This window comes from Bacteroides sp. OF04-15BH (assembly GCF_003477995.1).
Classification (GTDB): Bacteria; Bacteroidota; Bacteroidia; order Bacteroidales; family Bacteroidaceae; genus Paraprevotella.
In genome coordinates this window covers 13,785-33,054 of sequence record NZ_QUEM01000032.1, presented here as the reverse complement: position 1 = coordinate 33,054, position 19,270 = coordinate 13,785, and the positions used below count along the sequence as shown (strand labels likewise).

Genomic DNA, 19,270 nt, shown 5'->3' with positions numbered 1-19,270 from the left:
CGTCAGTTGATGATGAACTTTATACCTATCCCGTACTCCGTGCGGCACACGCCCGTACTGCCGCCCCATAGGAAACGCTCCCTTACCGAAGCCGTCAGTGCGATGAAGTCCGCAAGATACAGCTCCATGTCCAGTGTGGCGGCGCAGCCATAGACGAAGCCGTCCCTGTTGTTCAGCCTTGCCCCGTCATACAGCGTCCTTTCTCCCCAGTTTACCGTCTCGTATCCGGCAAGGGCTGACGCCCCCGCGTAGAAGAACACCGTCTTTTTCACATCCGACAGGAAGTTGTAGTAGAAACCTCCCTCCGCCGTGAACTGTGCCACGGGAACATTCACGCTCCTGTACGGATGGTTGGTCTGCAGGTATTCTGCCCCGTACACCCATTTGTTGCCGCCCCTTGCATAGCTCGACAGTGCGGCTCCCAGCCAGTATCCGTCCGACCCGGTCATTCCGGCTTTCATCTCAATGCCCCGCATCTTCGGCAGGCATCGCTGGGCTTCCGCCCGTCCTGCAAGAAGGACGGACAGAAGCATTGCTAAAAACACTGCCTTGCCTTTCATCGTACACGCAGTTCGTTGATGGTTTCAGCCTGTACCAGGTCTTCGTTCTCCACGGTGAACGTCTGGTGACGCCCGCCGTTCTTCTCGTTCATTTCCACCACCAGCTGCTTGCCGTCGGGGATGGTGAACTTCTGCAGGCAGAAAACCGTGCGCTCGGACTTTTTCCCGGCCACACGCACCGCATAGTTGTACGCGCGGAGCGGAAACAGCACCTGTTCCTGGATGGCGGTTCGTTTCGCCACCTTCTTGTCCACAATCTTGAACGTGATGTAGTCCACGTCAAACGGCACGTTGCTCTGGTTCTTTATCTCCGTGTGCAGGTAAAGCAGGTCGTTGTGGACATATATCCCTTTCAGCAGATACTGGATGCCGAAACGCTTGCAGCCGATGTGCTTCACCTTGCGCTTGTTCTCCTTGTGCAGCGACTTCATGATGAGATGCACCAGCATGGGGCTTTCGCTTCCCAGTTCCTTCAGATAGATTTCCTGCGCGTTGTTCGGACGGTTCACCGTGCTGCCGTCATGGATGAAGTCCTTCATCTCCACATTGAGCAGCAGCGGTTCATCGGCGTATTTCACGTTGAACGAATAGTAGGACCCGTCCTCCGTGATGACGCTCATGTTCGTCTCCGTGCGGAAGTTCCTTACCGTCGCCTTTACGCGGATGACGTTCTCCGCACCGTCAGCCTTGCCCGCTATGAGGTTGGGAGAACCCAAGTCCACATAGCGCACTGCCGAGGGAAACAGGATATGTACCGTCTTGTCATACGTGACCTCCAGACCGTGCGGCGGTATCATGCGGTCAAACATCAGCTTCCTGGTCAGTCCGTGATACAGGTCGCCGTTTTCCTCCGTCTGCGGATAGACATCCTTTACCAGTTTCAGCTCCTCCGCCTTTGTGGTGGCGGTGCTGTCGTTTTTCACTTCCTGTGCGTGTCCTGCACAGACAATGCCCGTCATAAGGGCAAACTTCATCATTACTTTTCTGATACTCATTTTTACGTTGGATTTAGTGGTTGATAAAATTTGACTGTTCTTTTTCCTTTCGTCTCTTGTTGTCTATTTTTCCTGATACAGCAGCACCCTGTATCCCGATTTCAGATGCACCCTTACCGTGCGCATCCTCTTCGATATATACTGCGAGACTCCCTGTATCACTCCCTTTCCCAGATCGGAGGCGAGTTGCGCCCCCGCGTCGGTCGAGATGTTGATGCTACTTCCGAGCGAACTGCCCATGTTCGCCCCGATTTCCTTTGCCGCGTCCGTTTCCATCGAGCCGGGCACAAAGATGCCCGCCTGTCCGTCGCTGTCGTACACCGCCAGTTCCACACCTACGATGGTTCCCTCATGCTCCAGCGAGCCGATGCCTATCTCCAGACGCTCACCCTGCAGGCGTGCCGTCCCCACAAGGGGCGTGTTCCTTGGTATTGTCCGTCCAGACACCCGCATCGGCTCCAGCAGCCGCAGCCTTACCGTCTGTCCGTCCGTTACCGTCTGGTCGCCTTGCACGCAGGCTGCTATGGTGTTCTTTCCCGGTGCCTCCGTACTGCCGATGGCAGTGTAGAACCCGTAGTTCCTTTCGCCCCCGTAGTCCGCTATAAAGGCGGAATCTGTCAGGGGCTGCGGCAGGGCGGACACCGTTGACGGGCGCACGCCGCTCACTGGTTCAGCCTTCATTTTATTTTCGCCGGCATTGCTTTCCGTCATTTCCGTCCCATCGGTACGTGCGGTCTGCCCGGCATTGTTTCCTCCGTTCTGGTACTTCGCCGCCAGCTCGTACGACTTCTCCAGCAGGGCGACCTGTTCCTCCATCCTTGCGGGCTGTTTCTCCTGTTCCATGACCATGCGTTCCAGTTCGTCGATGCGCTGCCTGAGCTCCTTCTTCTCGGCGTCCTCTTTCGGCGGCTCATAGAACGTACCCAGCGAGGTGTTCAGCCGCTCGTTGGCGGCAGCCGAGGAGCGGATGCCTGTCTGTATTCCGCTTCCGCCCGTCTTCGGCAATGTTTCCGGTTGTGCCAGGCGGCAGTCGTCCGTTCCGTCTGCCGTGTCCATTCCTTCCGTCTTGTCGTCCCAGAATGCGGACAGGTCGCCCACCATGCCCCGGCGTTCCTTCTTCCTGTTCTCCAGCTGCTGCTGTTCGTATGCCTTCGCCTTGTCGCCGATGATTCCGGAGTTTTCCGGCAGGGGCATGTCCGTGTTAAATCCCAGTCCCTGCCGTTCCTTTCCGCCGTCCTTCTGCGAGGGGGCAAAGATGAGCCACATGCACCCCAGAAAGGTCAGCACCATCAGCGGATAGACCAGCATCTTCTTTCTCCGCTGGCGCTGTTCCTCCGTCAGCGGTCTTTTCTCTTTTGTCTCATTCCTTTTCTGTTCCTTTTCCATATATCCTGTTTTTATGATAATGTTCATACGCTTCCTGCAAATCCGCTTTTTGCGGCAGTTCCGGTTTCTTCATGTGCCGTATCTCCATCGTCCCGTTTCCTTTCCCGAAGCCGGCAATGGCGGTGGCGGTCATGTACAGACAGCCTGCGGCAAAGGCGGCAGACATCACTGCCACCGTCGCCAGCCTTGCCTTCGGCGACAGTGCGTCCAGTCTCCTGTGCAGTTTTTCCCTGAGAACGGCAGCGCATTTTCCCGTCAGAATATTCATCTTTCCCATACGCCTATCTCTCCATGCTTCTGATGTTCCTGTTCTCCAGTATCGTGAATCCCTCTATGGTGAACCCGTTCGGATTGTCATCCGAGCGGCTCGCGTTCAGCAGCCGGCAGGTCGTTACCAGCGTGCGCTCCGTCACGTTGCTTTCCCTGATGATCATCTGCCTTGCGTAGGTGCGTGCCTCGTAGGGATAGCGGTCGAAGTTGCAGACCACGCTGTCCACCTGGAGCACCTGGTTGATGTTCCCCGCGATGATGCGGTTGTAGAATCCCTTTTCCGCAAAGTCGGCATAGTAGTTGTACGCGCTTCTGTCCGCCAGCAGCAGCGCACGCTTCACGTTGTGCTCGATTGCGCTTTTCTCCGGCGAGAGGGTGAAGAACAGCTCGTGGAAGCGGCGCACATGCTCCCTTGCTTCCGCCGGACGGTTCTGCGACAGATCCTGCGAGAGGGCGAGCATCAGGCTCTTTCCCCCGTCAAGTACGTATATCTTCTGCCTCTGCGCTTCGGCGAAGCGGAAGGCGCATACCACCGAGCAGATGACGATGGCGGCACATACCGCCGTGTAGATGATTCCGAACAGACGTATCTGCCGGAAACTCGTTTCTATGTTATTCAGGCTCTTGAACTCCATTCTTTCTGTTTTTTATGGTTTGTAAAATCATTTTGGTATGCTTTCCCGGGGTGGCACAGCAGCTATGCCAGGGTACCGCCCCGGTTATCAGGCTATTTTCTTTTCAGCAGCCGTCCTGCCTGTTTTCTGATAAACTTGCCCGTGCGTCCCGCCACGTTTCCGGCTGCCGCACCCGCCAGACTGCCGCCAAGGGCGCCCGCAGTACCGATGTTCTTGTTGTAGCTGCCCACTCCGCCACCGGCCTGGATTATCCATCCGGCTACCGTCGGGATGGTGAAGTATCCCACGATGCCGATAACGAGGAACACGATGTACACCCCGTTGCTCGCCTCTACCGAGAAGTTCGGGTCTGCCTGCATCGCCTCGATGTCATTCTGGAGCATCAGTATCTGTATCTTCGCCAGTATCGTGCTGAACAGGTCGGAGACGGGCAGCCACAGGTAAATCTGTATGTAGCGGCTGAACCATGCCGAAAGCGTGGAGTGGAAGCCGTCCCATACCGAGAAGGCGAAGGCGACGGGTCCCAGTATCGACAGCACCACCAGGAAGAACGTCCTGAGCGTGTCGATGACAAGGGCGGCAGCTGCGAACATCAGCTCCAGCAGCTCGCGGAACCAGTCACGCACGCTCTTCTTGATGTTGTACGCCGCACGGTCCATGTACATGCCCGTCATGGTGATCATGTCCGACGGCGACCAGCCCAGCTCGTCTATCTGGCGGTCGAACTCCTCGTCCGAGGCGAGATAGGCGGTTTCCGGGTTGCGCATCATCGCCTCGTATTCCAGCCTGTCTTTCTGTTCCCTGTACTTCTCCATGTCAAAGGTCTGTTCCTCCAGTATCGAGTGCGTCCCCTGTACGATTACTCCCAGAACGGAGTTCATCGTTCCCAGCACGATGGTCGGGAAGAAGAGGATGCACAGTCCGATGGCAAACGGCCGCAGCAGCGGGTACACGTCTATCGCCTCGGCACGGGCGAGCGACTGCCATACGCGCACCGCCACATAGAACAGGGCGCCCAGTCCGGCAAGCCCCTTTGCCACTCCTGCCATGTCCGAGCAGAGCGGCATCATCTCCTCATACAGCGAGAGGAGTATCTGGTGCAGGTTGTCAAACTCTCCCATAGGCTACCAGTATTTTTCGTTGGAGTTCCCGTAGAGTGCCATCACCCGGTCCATGTCGTTCTTCTTTCTCGCCCGCAGGTACGACACCGATATGGTCTTGTTCGTGTAGTAGCGCACGAGGTTGCGGTAGTTCATCAGGCTGCGGTAGGCATTGTCTATGACGGCGAGCCTTTCCGCATCCGTCAGTGACATGCCCGTCACGTTCACCACATTCTTCAGGTCCTGCAGCACGTCCGAGCTTTCGTCTATCAGCATCGCATAGCCCGACGAGATGGCGGCAAGCTCCTCCGGCGTGTAGTTCTCGTCCGAAAGCATCTTCTGGTAGTTGTCCACATAGATTTCCGATATTTCCATTACCAGAGAGATGCTTTTCGCCACCTTCGCACCGCCCTTTACCACGTCGTGCACCGATTTAAGTGCGTCGTAATACGCCTTTCCCTGCTCGAACACCTTCTTCGTTTCCAGAAAGCCGTTCAGGGTGTTGGCTTTCGTCCCGGCTGTCTCCACCATCTCCTTGGCGGAGTTGATGATGCTCTGCGCAAGATTTCCGGGGTCGGACACCACCCATTGGGCATTTGCCCCGCCTGTCCCCGCAAGGCACAGGCAGACCGCAATCAGCGGTATTTTCAGTTTCTGTCTCATTCTCATTCTTTTTTTGGATTTAGTGGTTCGTTAAGTTGCTATTGCATATTCTCTTTCTCCTTTGTCCTTTCGCCGTCACCTGCATCCGTGTTCACCCGGACATAGTCACCGCCCGGCGAAAATGTCAGCACATCCGTCTCCTCGTTGTATGCCACGTCAATGCGGAACCCCGTGTTCATATACAGGTTGCCGTTCTCCTCCCTCTGCAGCAGATAGGTCTCCGGTCTCAGTACGCGGCGTACGCCCTTGCGTCTGAACAGTGTCACCTTATATGATTCTCCCTCCCTGTACACCAGTATGTCGGGACCGGCTTCCGCGTTTTCCCAGTTTCCGCAGATTCTGTCGCGGGTGTCGCCGTCTTCTTTTGCCATTATATCACAGGCTTGCAGCATCAGCGATGCCATGCCTATCAGACCGCCGCACAGCAGCAGCCTTTCGGTCTTTGTCAGTTTGATGTTCATTTTCTTGTCTTCTTTAAGTTTTGTTCTTTCATTTTTTCAATCCTTTTTTCTTTTCGTCTTTTCCGTAGCCGGAGTCCGCCCGGTTTCCTTTTCCGTCAGAATCCCGGTCTTCTGCCTTTACGCCTGCACATGCGGTTTTCCCTTGCGCCATTCTCCGGCGCCTCCTTCTGTGCAGGTACCGACTGCCGTACTGCGGGTTTGCCGAACAGTTCGTCCGCATCCGGCTTCTTGCCCGTCATCCGGCAGAATCGGGCATCCAGTTCCCTGTATGCCTTTTCCACCTGCTTGAGCACCGTTTCGCGCGGTCCCTTGTGGTCAATGCCGTATTTGTTCAGGATTTCCGGCTTGTACCACATCGGGTCGTCATAGTCTTTCCGGTACACCATACCTCTCAGATAGAGCAGTTCCTGATATTTTTCTTCCAGATAGTCCCTTGCCGGAGCGGGGCAGATGCTTTCGTAAGCCTTTTCCACCGCAAGAGTGATTTTTCCCTTGGCTCTTCCTGCCTCGCACAGTTCTTTCATGCGTTGCTCCTTCCCATATCCCCTGCAGTCCTGTTCAGCAGGCATCCGGTGAACCTGTATTTCCAGTTTCTTGTACCGCTGGTAGTCTTCTTCCAGTCCGTATCGCCTTCTGATATGTTCCGGTAGCGAAGTCCCGAATGTCAGGAACTCACGGAACCATGAGATATGCTCTCGGATTTCCTCCCGTTTCCGCAGCGCTTCATCGCTGTATCGGTCATCAATGTACATGTTGTCAGTCTTTTGGTTCATAAATCATTTTCTATTTTTCATTTACTGTATATTTCCTGCCGGTTCATTGTCCCGTCCGTTCCTCCAGCCGTCGCTCCGCCACCTGACGGATGGCAGCTTCCATGTCGCCTCCCAGTTTCTCCGCCAGTTCGCGCACTTCCATCTTCTCCGTCTCCTCCGTCGTATAGGCGAGATACTCTTGCATCGACACCTCCGTGGCATATACCGCCGAGTGCGTGCCCCCAAGTCCTATCCACACCTCCTTGTACCGCCTCGACGGGTCGTTGGACTGGTTGATCGAGAGTATTTGCGACTTCTCCTTTTCCGTCAGACCCAGCAGCGACTGTATCTGGTCGAACTTGTTCATGTACTTGCGCTGGTCCAGCAGGATTTTGCAGTCCGAGTTGTTGATGATGCTTTCCTTCACGATGGGCGAGCTGATGATGTCGTCCACTTCCTGTGTCACCACAATCGCCTCCCCGAAATACTTTCTCACCGTCTTGTACATGTAGCGCAGGTAATCAGCCATGTTTGCCGAAGAAAGGGCTTTCCATGCCTCTTCCACAATCAGCTGTTTCCTTACGCCTTTCAACCGGCGCATCTTGTTGATGAACGCCTCCATGATGATGATGGTCACCACCGGAAACAGCTCGGCATTGTCCTTTATCGAGTCAATCTCGAAGACCACGAACCGTTTGTGCAGCAGGTCGATGTTCTCCGCCGAGTTGAGCAGGAAGTCGTAGCGTCCGCCCCGGTAGTACTGCCTCAGGGTGGTCAGGAAATTGTCGATGTTGAAGTCCGACTTCTCCACCTTGATGTAGCGTTCCTCCATTTCCTTGCGGTACACGTCCCGCATGTATTCGTAGAACGAGTCAAACGACGGCACGATACCCTTGTCCTGACCGAGCAGCTGGATATAGGCGTTCACCGCGCTTCCCAGCTCCGCCGATTCCGTTTTCGTGGCGGGTTCGTTCTCGCTTTTCCACAGCGTCAGCAGCAGCGTCTTGATGCTGTCCTTTTTCTCCACGTCGAACACCCCGTCATCCGTGTAGAACGGGTTGAACGAGATGGGCTTCTCCTCCGTATAGGTGAAGTAGATGCCGTCCTTTCCGTGCGTGCGGCGGTGTATCATCTCGCACAGTCCCTGATAGGAGTTTCCCGTGTCCACCAGTACCACGTGCGTGCCCTGCTCGTAATACTGCCTGACCAAGTGGTTCATGAAGAACGACTTGCCGCTTCCGCTCGGTCCCAGCACGAACTTGTTGCGGTTGGTCGTGATGCCGCGCTTCATCGGCAGGTCGGATATGTCGATATGCAGCGGCTTGCCGCTGATGCGGTCTGCCATGCGGATGCCGAAAGCCGAGGGCGAGTCCCGGTAGTTGGTCTCTCCGGCGAACAGGCATACCGCCTGCTCGACAAACGTGTGGAACGATTCCTCTGCCGGGAAGTCCGCCGCATTGCCCGGTATGCCCGCCCAGAACAGCGTCGGGCAGTCCGTCGTGTTGTGGCGGGGCACGCATCCCATCGAGGCCAGCTGGCTCCCCACGTCGTTCCTTATCCGTTTCAGCTCCTCCGTGTCGTCGCTCCACGCCATCACGTTGAAGTGGGCGCGGACGGACTTCAGCCCCTGTGAGTGGGCTTCGTTCAGATATTCCTCTATCCACTCGCAGTTGATGGCGTTCTGGCGGCTGTAGCGCGAGAGCGACTGCATGTTCCTTGCCGACTTCTCGAAGCGGCGCAGCTCCTCGTCGCTGTTGCCGACAAACACGTACTGGTTGTAGATATGGTTGCAGGGCAGCAGTAGTCCCAGCGGGGCGGCAAACGACAGGCGGCAGTCCGAACGGTCGGTCGAGAGCCGTTCGTAACGGCTGTCCGTGGCTACCGCAGCCGGCAGGTCTTCCGTGTCCGACAGCGTGTGCAGGCACAGGCGTTTGTCGCCGATGCGCATCTCCTCCGCGCTCATGGCGATGTCTTCCAGACACGCCGTATCCTCCGTCGTCAGTGCCAGGTATCTGCCTATGATACCCGTTTCCTTTTCCGTTCCCGTAATCTCATCGTCCCTCAGGCGGCGCAGGCGGACGTGTCCCGAATCGTTCAGGATGCGGGCGAACTGTTCCACCGCCTCCATGAACTTCACCGCCGTTTCCCTGTCCTGTATCTCCTTCGGGATGATATGTCCGCGGCACAGCGTGCTCCAGTTGCTCTGCCGCCTCATGCGTTCCTTCGTCGTCTTGGTCAGGAACAGGTAGCTCCTGTGGCTCAGAAACGGGCGCTCGTTGAAGTGCATCCCGTTGCTCCGTGCCAGGAAGCCCGTACCTTCCTTCTCCCAGTCGGGGCGGTACAGCTCCTTTATATACCAGTCCTGCTTGTGCAGTACCGAATAGTCGGGCAGTACCTTGATTGCCTTGCACCACGTGGCATGGATACTCTCGTATTCTTCCGCCGTTACGGTATAGACCTCCGGCAGCTCCACCTCGAAGGCTGCGGTGATGTCTGCATCCTTCGAGATGATACACCCGTGTTCCACCGCCAGCAGCGGGAACCGGCTCTCCAGTGTGGTGGCTTTCATTACGTTTCTCATTCTTTCCTTCCTTTCCTTTTTCGTCTCAACAGATGGGACACCCGTCTGCGGTGGAGCAGGTAGCGCGGGCGCATCCGTGCTGCGCCCAGCTTCATCAGTCCGTGCTGGCCGTACTTCGCGTTCAGCCGGAACGTGAGCCATACCACGGCGGAAGCCGCCGTGACTCCCAGGCCGATGCAGACCCACTGGCTCACGCCCGCCATGTACAGGATGACAAACAAGAGGAAGGCGGCAAGCAGCCCGCCCGCAAACACGAACAGGTACTGCGCCTTCAGCCCCTTGAACTCCACCGGACGACCGATGCCCTTGTTTACCGGGTATTCAGCCATTGTCCTTTTATCTTATTTTATAATGGAAATGCCTGTTTAGAGGAAGAACGAGCGCAGGATGGTTGCGCTTACAATCAGGAAGATACAGGCTCCGAACCAGCTTGCGGCAGTCTTGCTCGTGTCCGGATCACCGGACGAGAACTTGCCATAGACCTTGATGCCTCCTATGAGTCCCACTACCGCGCCGATGGCATAGATGAGCTTTGTCGCCGGGTCGAAATATGAGGTCACAAGATTGGTTGCCTCCGTGATGCCCGCCATGCCGTTGCCCTGTGCAAAGGCGGAAATGTTTGCAGCCGTCAGAAGGACTGCCAGAATGATTTGTTTTTTCTTCGATGTTTCTGTCATAATCTTTTCTTGTTTTTATGCCTCCGGGCGGGATATTCCCTTCGGCGGTTGATACTTTTCTTTAATTTTTGCGGCTTCGGATAAAGCCGGCTTCTGGATTTAGCGGTCCGGTGGCTGGCCGGGATTTCAGCCGTAGTCAATTTTCTTTTTTCGCATCTTCGTTACGTTTTTTACAGTGTTATACATAGTCGCGGATATTGAAATCCTCAAAGTTGTCCGGTACGGCAGGAACTTCTTTCCGTACTGTTGCCCGGACGGGAGCAGCTTGTACAACCGTTACGGAGTCCAGATAGTAGTCCATCAGTTCGTCCAGTCTCCTGCGTGTCGCCTCCGAGCTGCGTTCTATCAGGGCAAACAGCTCGTTGCCCTTCATTTCGCAGAATACCATTCCTGCATGGCGCCGTTCATCTCCCGTGGCGTCCGCTTTCTTCACCGTGCGTACGGCGAGGTCGATGTCCTCAAACGTGAACCCTTCGGCAGTATCCGGTTCCGCATCCGGCTCTTCGTCCCCGTCATATCCGGCTATGTCCGACACCCGTCTGTCCGTAAACACCTCGTCCAGCTCCTCGTCCGGTATCCGGCGGCGGTGTGCGTCCGTGCCGTCCTCCTGTGCTTCGTCGGCAAAGGTAACGTCCTTCTCGTCCACCTCTTCGCTTCGTATTTCCGTGGCGGCATTTGGCGCAGGTATGGCAGTCTGTGGCTTCGTTTCCGGCATCCTGAAGCGGCTTCTGCCCACGATCTCGGAAGCCGCCGTCCTGTTCCCGCCGTCCTTTCCGTTCTTCTCTCGGGTTGTGTCTCCCGTTCTGCGTTCCCAGGTCAGGTAGATGACCATCCACATGTTGAAGGCCATCAGCAGCACTATCAGCAGCGTCGCCATAGGCTAAAGCGGTTGCGGTTTTTCCCGGCACATCAGGGAGGCGGTCCCGTCCCCGGATGTCTGCGGGTGTTCTTCCGGTATGTTCCCTCTCTGTCCGCCTGTGGTGCTGCCGTCACCGGCCAGGGCACGCACGGGGAGCGTGAACCTGCCGTGTGTCTCCTTTTTCCTGTCTGTCTTGAAAAATCTTCCCATTGTCTTTTCCTTTCTTTTTGGATGAATAATCAGTAAATGTCCTCATAGCTCTTTTTGTAGAGCTTGCGTATTACTTCCTCATACTCGCGGAAGTGCTCTTCCAGTACGCGGTCCACATAGACCGACAGGGTAAGCCCGTTCTTGCCGATAACCTGCACGATGCGCTGTATCCGCTCGTGGTAGCTCTTGCGTATATAGGCTGTCTTGCCGGAGCATACCGGAATTTTCGGGGCGTTCAGGAAGCGTTCCAGATATTCCTCTTCCTTTCCCTTTCCGGTCCTTGGGGTCTTCTGTGGAGCCTTTGTCCTCTCTGCTGCGGGTTTTCCGCCTGCATTTGCTTCTGCCTTGTCCTCCACCTCGGGGGCGGACGCGGGCATCTCCGGACGGAACGAGTCCAGAAACTTGCCGGGATCAATATCGACATCGAGTTTCTTTGCCATCCGTTCAGCGGTTTACTATTTCCAGTATCTCTTCCGCCAGTGCGTCTATGCCGCTGCCCTTTGCCAGTGTCCTGTCCGGAGGCAGCAGCGTCGAGCGGAACAGCGGGCGGTCGCCTTCCTCGGCACCTTCCTTGCGGAAACGCTTGCTGTCCGGCAGGCTCGTCTTCAGCACCTCAAGCCCCATTCCGGCGATTACCTTCTCGTAGATGTCGTACAGGTCGGTCTTCTCGCGCCGGTCCACCATGTTCCACAGCAGGCGGATGCCCTTTATGTTCGACTTTCCCGTCGTCACCAGCGTGTCGTTCAGTATGCCCGCATATTTCAGCGAGCTTTCCATGATAAAGCGGTCGGCGGCTATGGGACAGAATATGTAGTCCATCGTCGCCACCGTCTTTATCAGTCCCATGTTGTTTACCGTACCCGTCAGGTCGAAGAATACAAAGTCGGGCGGTGTCTCCGATTCCACAAACGGCCTTGCCGCTTCCACCGCATGGTCCGGACGGCTCCCGACTATCGGGTACGCACGTTTGCCCAGGCGTTTGAACTGCTCGTAGGCAGCCCTGCGCAGGTGCGGGTTGCGTTCGATGTTCTTCAGGTCACGCTCGCGCATGTCCTTCAGGCTGAACTGGGGATAGTCGCAGTCCACGACTGCCACGTCGTATCCCTTCACATAATACAGGTAACTCGCCATCAGCACGGTGAGTGTCGTTTTGCCGGCTCCTCCCTTCTGGGTGGAGAAGGCGATGAACAGGGGTTCTTTCTTCATGCTTCCTTGTCTTTTGTTCGTTATACATCAGTTTGTTTTCCCGGCAGGCGTCCCTGCCTCCGCACTGGCGTGTCCGCTTGGCGGCCGGGATGCCGGCCCTTGCGCACGCCGGGCTGTCTCCATGCCCGTCAGCCTGTGTGTACCATTGCCGGCGTGCCGGTTCCCCGGTCTGCCTGTCCGTGTTCCCGCCGGTATGCCTGCGTGCCGGCAGGCAGGCATACTGGCAGTGTGGCGGACAATGCGGCGTGCCGGCTGGTGGGCGTGCCGGTTTTCCTGTCCGCAAAGGAAGGGGCATTTTCCCGTATCTGTATCACTTCGGGTCTTCGTGGCAGCATTTGGCACCGATGTGGAAGTCTGTGGCTTTTTCCGGCGGTTCCGCGGCTCTGTCCCGTACCCTAACTTTGCACCCACGACGGCAGACTGACGCCTCTGGTGTATGCCGGGCTTCCGTTTTCTCTTTTGGGCAGCTCCGGGGTACCGGTTGGCCGGTACCCTGTCCCGTGGGTGATGGCAGGTTAGCTTTCCAATCCGTCGCGGACGGATTCTTATTAGCAACCGCTAATAGCAAGGTGTCCTTTGAGTAACTCAAAGGGTTTCCGGTTACTCCCGGAAACGACCTTGCCCCATGCGGGGAGGGGCTTCCTCTCCGGAGTCGGGAAGCCTGTCTCCCGGCTGCGCCGTGTCTGCGGATGCTGCCGTCCGGCACATTTTTATACAAACCACTAAATCCTTATGTAAGATGAACAGAAATGGTAAAGGAAACGGAGCGGAAGGCTCCAAATGGGGGCGGCATCCCAAGGAAAGCCGCAAGTCGCACTGCGTGATGGTGCGTTTCGACAATGAGGAATGGCTGAAGTTCCTCTCCATGCACGAGAAGTCCGGCGTATATGCAAGGGCGGTGTTTCTCAAAGCGCACTTTTTCAGGCAGCCCTTCCGGGTACTGGTCACGGACAGGACGCTGCTGGATTACTGTACGAAGCTCTCCGCTTTCCATGCGCAGTACCGCATGGTAGGCAACAACTACAACCAGGTGGTCAGGGAGCTGCGCTGTCATTTTTCGGAGAAGAAGGCGATGGCATTGCTCTACCGTCTGGAGAAGTGTACCGGGGAGTTGGCCGCCCTGACGCAGCAGGTCATGGAACTGTCACGTGAGTTCTGGCAGAAGCTGTCGGAAAAGGAGGAAAAGTCATGATAGCGAAAATTACCGTAGGCACGTCACTGTACGGTGCGCTTGCCTACAACGGGCAGAAGGTGAACGAAGGCGAAGGCAGGCTCCTTGCCGTAAACCGGATTTTCGACGACGGCAGCGGACATGTGGACATAGCCCGTGCCGAGCAGGACTTCATGCGCTTCATGCCGGAGCAGGTGCGCACTCGGAATAAGGTCATCCATATTTCCCTCAATCCGCACCCCGACGACCGCCTGACCGACGTGGAGCTGGAACAGCTCGCACGCGAGTATCTCGACAGGCTGGGCTACGGCGACCAGCCTTACCTTGTCTTCAAACACGAGGACATCAGCCGCCACCACCTGCATATCGTCTCCGTCAATGTGGACGAGCAGGGACGACGGCTCAACCGCGATTTCATCCACCGCCGCAGCAGGCGCATCACCTCCGAGCTGGAAAAGAAATACGGGCTGCACCCGGCAGACCGCCGGCAGCACCGTACCGACAATCCGCTCCGCCCGGTGGACACCTCGCAGGGCGACGTCAGGCGGCAGGTATCGAATGTCGTCAAGGCTGTCATGGCAGGCTACAGGTTCCAGACAATGGGCGAATATCGTGCCCTTCTCTCGCTCTACAACGTCACCGTGGAGGAAGCCCACGGCATCGTGAACGGGCGCGAGTACCACGGGCTGGTCTATTTTTCGCTATCGTTCAACAACCCGTCCGCCACCGGCGATTCCGGCAACAGGACCGGCACTCCCTTCAAGGCTTCCCGCATCGGCAAGTCTGTCGGCTACGAAGCCGTGCAGCGCAGGTTTGAATTTTCCAAAGGACAAATTCGGGATAAACGTCTGGCGGAGATAACCCGTAAGACCGTCGCCGCCGCGCTCGCCCGGACATACCGCCGCGAGGAGTTTGTCGCCCTGCTCAAAGCGAAAGGTGTGGATGTGGTGTTCCGCCATACCGACGAAGGGCGCATCTACGGGGCGACCTTCATTGACCACCGCACGGGCTGTGTGCTCAACGGCTCGCGCTTGGGCAGGGAGTTTTCCGCCAATGCCCTGCAGGAGCATTTCACCCTGCCGTATGCCGGCACTCCGCCCATACCGTTCACCATCGCCGTGGACGGGCAGCAGCCCGACACCCGTCCCGCCGTGGAATACGACGAGGGGTATTCCTCCGGCTTGGGCTTGCTCGGTGGCGATGCTTCGGGCGCACAGGCCGAGGAAGCCGCCTTCGAGCGCGACCTCAGGCGCAGGCAGAAAAAACGCCGCAAGGGGCAGGGATTATAATTCAGTCATTCACTTGAAAACAGAAACAGATTATGTCACAACAGGAAGACGATTTGAGGGCACTGGCGAAAATCATGGATTTTCTCCGTGCCGTAAGCATTATTCTGGTGGTCATCCACCTTTACTGGTATTGTTACGAAGCCGTAAGGCTGTGGGGCATCGGCATAGGTGTCGTGGACCGGGTACTGATGAACTTCGACCGTACCGCCGGACTGTTCCATCACATTCTCTACACGAAGCTCTTTGCCCTTCTTCTGCTTGCGCTCTCGTGCCTCGGCACGAAGGGTGTCAAGGAGGAAAAAATCACCTGGCGCCGGATCTGGGCGGTACTTGCCGCGGGGCTGGCGCTGTTCTTCGGCAACTGGTGGGTGCTCTCCCTGCCGCTTCCGGTAGAGGCGGTTGCGGGTCTTTACACCGCTTCGATGGCGGCGGGCTATGTCTGCCTGCTCATGGCGGGCACATGGATGAGCCGTCTTTTGCGTACCAACCTCATGGAAGACGTGTTCAATGTCGAGAACGAGAGTTTCATGCAGGAGACCCGCCTCATGGAGAACGGGTATTCCGTCAATCTGCCCACACGTTTCTACTACAGGAAGAAGTGGAACAATGGCTATATCAATGTGGTAAACCCGTTCCGTGCCACTATCGTACTGGGTACGTCGGGCAGCGGAAAGTCCTATGCCGTGGTGAACAGCTTTATCAAACAGCAGATTGAGAAGGGCTTTGCGATGTACATCTACGACTTCAAGTTCAGCGACCTTTCCACCATCGCCTACAACCACCTGCTGAACCACATGGACGCATACAGGGTCAGGCCGAAGTTCTACGTCATCAACTTCGACGACCCGCGGCGCTCGCACCGCTGCAATCCCATCCATCCGGATTTCATGGAGGACATCACCGATGCTTACGAGAGTGCCTACACGATAATGCTCAATTTGAACAAGACCTGGGTGCAGAAGCAGGGCGACTTCTTTGTCGAGTCTCCGATTATCCTGTTCGCCGCCGTGATATGGTTCCTCCGTATCTATCAGGACGGGAAATACTGCACCTTTCCCCATGCCATCGAGCTGCTCAACCGCCGTTACGAGGACCTGTTCCCGATTCTCACCAGTTATCCCGAACTGGAGAACTACCTTTCTCCGTTCATGGACGCCTGGCAGGGCGGGGCGATGGAACAGCTCGCCGGTCAGATAGCCTCGGCGAAGATTCCGCTCTCGCGCATGATTTCCCCGCAACTCTACTGGGTCATGTCCGACAGTGAGTTCACACTCGACATCAACAATCCCGACGAGCCGAAGATTCTATGTGTCGGCAACAATCCCGACCGCCAGAATATCTACGGGGCGGCGTTGGGGCTGTACAACTCGCGCATCGTCAAGCTCGTCAACAGGAAGGGCAGGCTGAAGTCCTCCATCATCATCGACGAACTGCCCACGATTTACTTCAAGGGGCTGGACAACCTGATTGCCACCGCCCGAAGCAACAAGGTTTCCACCCTGCTGGGTTTTCAGGACTTTTCCCAGCTCAAGCGTGACTACGGCGACAAGGAGGCCGCCGTGGTCATGAACACCGTCGGCAACATCTTTTCCGGTCAAGTCGTGGGCGAGACCGCCAAGACCCTCTCCGAGCGTTTCGGCAAGATTCTCCAGAGGCGGCAGAGCATCACCATCAACCGCGAGGACAAGTCCACTTCCATCAATACGCAGATGGAGAGTCTTATCCCGGCGAGCAAGATTTCCACGCTCACGCAGGGCATGTTCGTGGGAGCCGTCGCCGACAACTATGACGAGCGTATCGAACAGAAGATTTTCCATTGCGAGATTGTGGTCGATGCCGAGAAAGTGAAGCGTGAGGAACAGGCTTACCGGCCTATACCCGTCATCACCGACTTTACCGATGCCGGCGGCAACGACCGCATGAAGGAGATGATCCAGGATAACTACAACCGTATCCGTGCCGAGGTCCGGCAGATTGTCGCTGATGAGTTGCAGCGCATACAGTCCGACCCCGAACTGCAATACCTCCTCAGCGGCAGATAACCGGATATACGGTCAGATGAAAAGAGAAAATCCGTAGCACGTACAGCCTTTCCCTGTCGTGTTACGGATTTTCCTTTTTTGTCTGTTCCCGTTATAAATAAAGAACGCCCCCCAAGTATGCTGCCTTTCAGCTCGCCTGGGAGGCTTATTGTCTTTTTAGTCAGGTGATTGCCTTTTCTTATTCTTCCACTTCACCGACCAGTCCGATGAGGTCAAAATACATCAGTCGGGTCCTCAGTTTCGTGTCTTTGTCAAATCCCGTATTCTCCGCTTCCTGACTTTCCGTTGAAAACAGAAATGTGAAGCCGTTCTTTAGATAATATCCCAATGGGATTTCTTCATTATAGGCATCCACGATAAGGAAACGGCATCCGGTCTTGTTACCTGTGTCGATAAACCATGATTTGATAAACTCCATCAGTTCGCTTCCTATCCCACGGTGGGCAAATTCCACATTGATGCCCAACCGTCCAATCAGGACACCGGGATAACGGCGCATCTGTTTGGAATAAGGAATGCTTTTCTGCACTTTTTTCTCCCGGCTGTTGGGCAGCATATCTACACGGATGCTGTCATTCGACAGCGTAAAGGCACACACTATCACGGATGGGTCCTCGTCCAGCCTGAAGCAGTAACTCTTTCCCAGCATCTGCCTGCTGTAAAGCGGGGCATCATGCTGAAAGAACTCGTCCAGGTCTGCATTTCCGCATGAAAAAGGACTGCAATCTGCAATGACTTTTTCGTCCAATGGAGAGAAACTGCATTTATCTAACAGGAATCCCATACTTACAACATATTGGCTTTTTTCAATATGGCACGGGCTATTTTCACCTGCTTGCTGAAATCTGTTTTCTCCTTCTTTTGGTAAGCCTTGTCCGCTTCCTTCACGAAACGTTCGGCTTCTTTCCCTTTCAGCGTAGGAATTGCTTTGATTTCTAATGCCATGACTTGTTAATGATTTGGTTCTCTGCTGCAAAGATAAGAATTTTTCGGCAAATCCCTTTTTCGGATACCTGTTTTTCTGACGAACGGCTTCACCGCCTCTTCCGTTCCGCCTCCTCGTCCCGCATCATCCTGCGGTTCAGCCGTTCCGCCGCCCTGTCAAAGAAATACGTCCGGCTCTCGTTCTTCCGCCGCTTGATATCCGCATAGGTGTTGTAGCACTGGTTCTCCTTTATCTCCACACCGAACATGCGGCAGAATCTCGCCAGCAGTTCCTTGATGCCCGTTTCCCCTCCGTTGATGAGCTTCATCTCGTCCAGACCGTAAATCAGTTCCACCAGCTCGGCCGTGCTTCCCGTCCACTGCATCGCTGGGACTTCGTCCTGCCTTTGGTTTGTCTTTTCGCCTCCGTCAAAGGCTCCGCCTCGATGCAGCCCTACCTGATAATATTTCAGCATCTTGCGCACAAACGACAGCGCCTTTCTCACATACATGCTGCGGCTGGAGTCCGTCTCCTGCATGGCATCGTGATATTGCAGTTCCGTTTCCGCATAGCTCAGTGCGAAAACAGTCCGGCAGATACTTTCCTTTTCCTTGCACAGGGATACGACTGTGGTCGTGAACTCGTTGTATGCGGTTCCCAGTCCGGTAGAGCCGGGGTTGTCTATCAGACGGAAGAAGTCTGTTTCTGTCAATATGAGGTGTTCCATTTTCTTTCAGTTTTATGTTATTACACTTGGTTTGAAGTGTGCGCACATAAAACTATGGGACAAATTGCGGTCCTGTGGGAGCGTTTTTCTTTTAGCGTACGTATATCTTACTGATATTCAGTGTAATATTTGCTGAAAATATTTTTTGGAGCTTCTCCCGACACCTCATTTTTTGTTCAGAATCTGAACGTACGTTCACTTTTTGAACGTACGGAACGTTCATTTTCCGAACGTCACCACCCGTTGGCGGGGTGTTTTCCGTCCGTAGGCTATCCTTACCATACCATCCTTCCATTGTCTGCTTTCCGTACATGTCCATTCGCTTTCGGGCAGCGACGACTGGAACAGCCTGCTGCCGTTTCCCGCAATGACGGGAACCATGTAGAGGATGATTTCATCTACAAGCCGCATCCGTATCATGCCGTTGATGATGCCTGCCGTCTTTTCGGTTGCTTCTATCAGATAGTTCAGGGAATCGCCGGTGTTTTCCATCCGGCTGGAGAGGAGTGTCAGCGACGTGTCTTCTGTCAGGACGCAGGTAGCAGCCTCTTTCAGCGCACCTATCCCGTACTGGTCGGAACCAAGCCATCGCCCGGACAGACCGGTTGTTTCTGCCGGACAGCCGTCCATTGTCAGGACGGCGAGTAATCGGACTTTTGCCATAGCGGTCATTCTGTTGCGACCGGAAGCCGTAAAATAAAAAAATAGCGTGCAATACACGTTATTTCTAATGGAGGCTCTGGTAAAGCCAATCGGGAAAT

24 protein-coding genes are annotated in these 19,270 nt (G+C 55.6%); 4 read left to right on the top strand and 20 right to left on the bottom strand.

Going from position 1 to position 19,270, the window contains the following annotated elements; translation table 11 throughout:
• Nucleotides 1–2: 2 nt before the first annotated feature.
• The 16 genes from DXA74_RS12930 to DXA74_RS12855 form a co-directional block, all read right to left on the bottom strand.
• Entirely contained in the window at nucleotides 3–560 is a 558-nt protein-coding gene (locus DXA74_RS12930) for a conjugal transfer protein TraO (RefSeq protein ID WP_118528258.1), read from the bottom strand.
• Complete coding sequence (traN, locus tag DXA74_RS12925) at nucleotides 557–1,555, bottom strand: conjugative transposon protein TraN (protein ID WP_370448512.1); 999 nt, start codon at nucleotides 1,553–1,555, stop codon at nucleotides 557–559. The genes DXA74_RS12930 and traN overlap by 4 nt, the downstream gene beginning before the upstream one ends.
• Before the next feature lie 63 nt (nucleotides 1,556–1,618).
• Entirely contained in the window at nucleotides 1,619–2,941 is a 1,323-nt protein-coding gene (traM, locus tag DXA74_RS12920; RefSeq protein WP_118528256.1) for a conjugative transposon protein TraM, read from the bottom strand.
• Nucleotides 2,916–3,218 carry a TraL conjugative transposon family protein gene (locus DXA74_RS12915; RefSeq protein ID WP_199666176.1) on the bottom strand — a complete coding sequence of 101 codons (303 nt, stop codon included), beginning with the start codon at nucleotides 3,216–3,218 and terminating at the stop codon, nucleotides 2,916–2,918. The genes traM and DXA74_RS12915 overlap by 26 nt, the downstream gene beginning before the upstream one ends.
• Nucleotides 3,219–3,222: 4 nt before the next feature.
• Complete coding sequence (gene traK / locus DXA74_RS12910) at nucleotides 3,223–3,846, bottom strand: conjugative transposon protein TraK (RefSeq protein ID WP_118528254.1); 624 nt, start codon at nucleotides 3,844–3,846, stop codon at nucleotides 3,223–3,225.
• 92 nt (nucleotides 3,847–3,938) lie between these two features.
• The gene (gene traJ / locus DXA74_RS12905; RefSeq protein WP_005650205.1) at nucleotides 3,939–4,967 is read right to left on the bottom strand and encodes a conjugative transposon protein TraJ; all 1,029 of its coding nucleotides are present in this window, start codon (nucleotides 4,965–4,967) and stop codon (nucleotides 3,939–3,941) included.
• A gap of 3 nt (nucleotides 4,968–4,970) precedes the next feature.
• The gene (locus DXA74_RS12900; RefSeq protein WP_117673135.1) at nucleotides 4,971–5,609 is read right to left on the bottom strand and encodes a DUF4141 domain-containing protein; all 639 of its coding nucleotides are present in this window, start codon (nucleotides 5,607–5,609) and stop codon (nucleotides 4,971–4,973) included.
• A gap of 38 nt (nucleotides 5,610–5,647) precedes the next feature.
• A complete protein-coding gene (locus DXA74_RS12895; protein ID WP_005650202.1) occupies nucleotides 5,648–6,070 on the bottom strand; it encodes a DUF3876 domain-containing protein in 423 nt (140 codons plus the stop codon).
• 95 nt (nucleotides 6,071–6,165) lie between these two features.
• Complete coding sequence (locus DXA74_RS12890) at nucleotides 6,166–6,843, bottom strand: hypothetical protein (RefSeq protein ID WP_118528252.1); 678 nt, start codon at nucleotides 6,841–6,843, stop codon at nucleotides 6,166–6,168.
• 43 nt (nucleotides 6,844–6,886) lie between these two features.
• Complete coding sequence (locus DXA74_RS12885; protein WP_118528250.1) at nucleotides 6,887–9,403, bottom strand: TraG family conjugative transposon ATPase; 2,517 nt, start codon at nucleotides 9,401–9,403, stop codon at nucleotides 6,887–6,889.
• A complete protein-coding gene (locus DXA74_RS12880; RefSeq protein WP_018709714.1) occupies nucleotides 9,400–9,732 on the bottom strand; it encodes a DUF4133 domain-containing protein in 333 nt (110 codons plus the stop codon). Before DXA74_RS12880 ends, DXA74_RS12885 begins: the two co-directional genes overlap by 4 nt.
• Before the next feature lie 36 nt (nucleotides 9,733–9,768).
• On the bottom strand, nucleotides 9,769–10,080 hold the full coding sequence (locus DXA74_RS12875; RefSeq protein ID WP_018709713.1) for a DUF4134 domain-containing protein: 312 nt from the start codon (nucleotides 10,078–10,080) through the stop codon (nucleotides 9,769–9,771).
• A gap of 178 nt (nucleotides 10,081–10,258) precedes the next feature.
• Nucleotides 10,259–10,957, bottom strand: a complete 699-nt coding sequence (locus tag DXA74_RS12870) for a conjugal transfer protein TraD (RefSeq protein WP_118528248.1) — start codon at nucleotides 10,955–10,957, stop codon at nucleotides 10,259–10,261.
• 3 nt (nucleotides 10,958–10,960) lie between these two features.
• Nucleotides 10,961–11,149: a hypothetical protein gene (locus tag DXA74_RS12865; protein WP_118528246.1), complete on the bottom strand. Its 189-nt coding sequence runs from the start codon at nucleotides 11,147–11,149 to the stop codon at nucleotides 10,961–10,963.
• Between the two features lie 29 nt (nucleotides 11,150–11,178).
• Entirely contained in the window at nucleotides 11,179–11,589 is a 411-nt protein-coding gene (locus tag DXA74_RS12860) for a DUF3408 domain-containing protein (RefSeq protein ID WP_018709710.1), read from the bottom strand.
• Nucleotides 11,590–11,593: 4 nt separating this feature from the next.
• Entirely contained in the window at nucleotides 11,594–12,355 is a 762-nt protein-coding gene (locus tag DXA74_RS12855; RefSeq protein WP_018709709.1) for a ParA family protein, read from the bottom strand.
• A gap of 89 nt (nucleotides 12,356–12,444) precedes the next feature.
• On the opposite strand from DXA74_RS12855, the gene DXA74_RS16230 reads away from it, so the two are divergent.
• The 4 genes from DXA74_RS16230 to mobC all read left to right on the top strand — a co-directional run bounded on the left by DXA74_RS16230 (nucleotide 12,445) and on the right by mobC (nucleotide 16,857).
• Nucleotides 12,445–12,939: a hypothetical protein gene (locus DXA74_RS16230; RefSeq protein WP_147401110.1), complete on the top strand. Its 495-nt coding sequence runs from the start codon at nucleotides 12,445–12,447 to the stop codon at nucleotides 12,937–12,939.
• 155 nt (nucleotides 12,940–13,094) lie between these two features.
• Nucleotides 13,095–13,547 (top strand): conjugal transfer protein MobA, encoded by a 453-nt coding sequence (gene mobA / locus DXA74_RS12845; protein ID WP_118528280.1) that lies wholly within the window; start codon nucleotides 13,095–13,097, stop codon nucleotides 13,545–13,547.
• Entirely contained in the window at nucleotides 13,544–14,815 is a 1,272-nt protein-coding gene (gene mobB, locus DXA74_RS12840) for a conjugal transfer protein MobB (protein ID WP_118528242.1), read from the top strand. Before mobA ends, mobB begins: the two co-directional genes overlap by 4 nt.
• 32 nt (nucleotides 14,816–14,847) lie before the next feature.
• The gene (mobC, locus tag DXA74_RS12835; RefSeq protein WP_118528240.1) at nucleotides 14,848–16,857 is read left to right on the top strand and encodes a conjugal transfer protein MobC; all 2,010 of its coding nucleotides are present in this window, start codon (nucleotides 14,848–14,850) and stop codon (nucleotides 16,855–16,857) included.
• A gap of 178 nt (nucleotides 16,858–17,035) precedes the next feature.
• On the opposite strand, the gene DXA74_RS12830 is transcribed toward mobC, so the two are convergent.
• From DXA74_RS12830 to DXA74_RS12820, 4 genes are all read right to left on the bottom strand, one after another.
• Nucleotides 17,036–17,641, bottom strand: coding sequence for a GNAT family N-acetyltransferase (locus DXA74_RS12830; protein WP_087405814.1), 606 nt, complete (start codon nucleotides 17,639–17,641; stop codon nucleotides 17,036–17,038).
• Nucleotides 17,642–17,643: 2 nt separating this feature from the next.
• Entirely contained in the window at nucleotides 17,644–17,802 is a 159-nt protein-coding gene (locus DXA74_RS16470) for a hypothetical protein (protein WP_164470529.1), read from the bottom strand.
• 89 nt (nucleotides 17,803–17,891) lie between these two features.
• Nucleotides 17,892–18,509, bottom strand: coding sequence for an RteC domain-containing protein (locus DXA74_RS12825; RefSeq protein WP_118528238.1), 618 nt, complete (start codon nucleotides 18,507–18,509; stop codon nucleotides 17,892–17,894).
• A gap of 219 nt (nucleotides 18,510–18,728) precedes the next feature.
• The gene (locus DXA74_RS12820) at nucleotides 18,729–19,172 is read right to left on the bottom strand and encodes a dihydrofolate reductase family protein (RefSeq protein WP_233550546.1); all 444 of its coding nucleotides are present in this window, start codon (nucleotides 19,170–19,172) and stop codon (nucleotides 18,729–18,731) included.
• Nucleotides 19,173–19,270 lie beyond the last annotated feature (98 nt).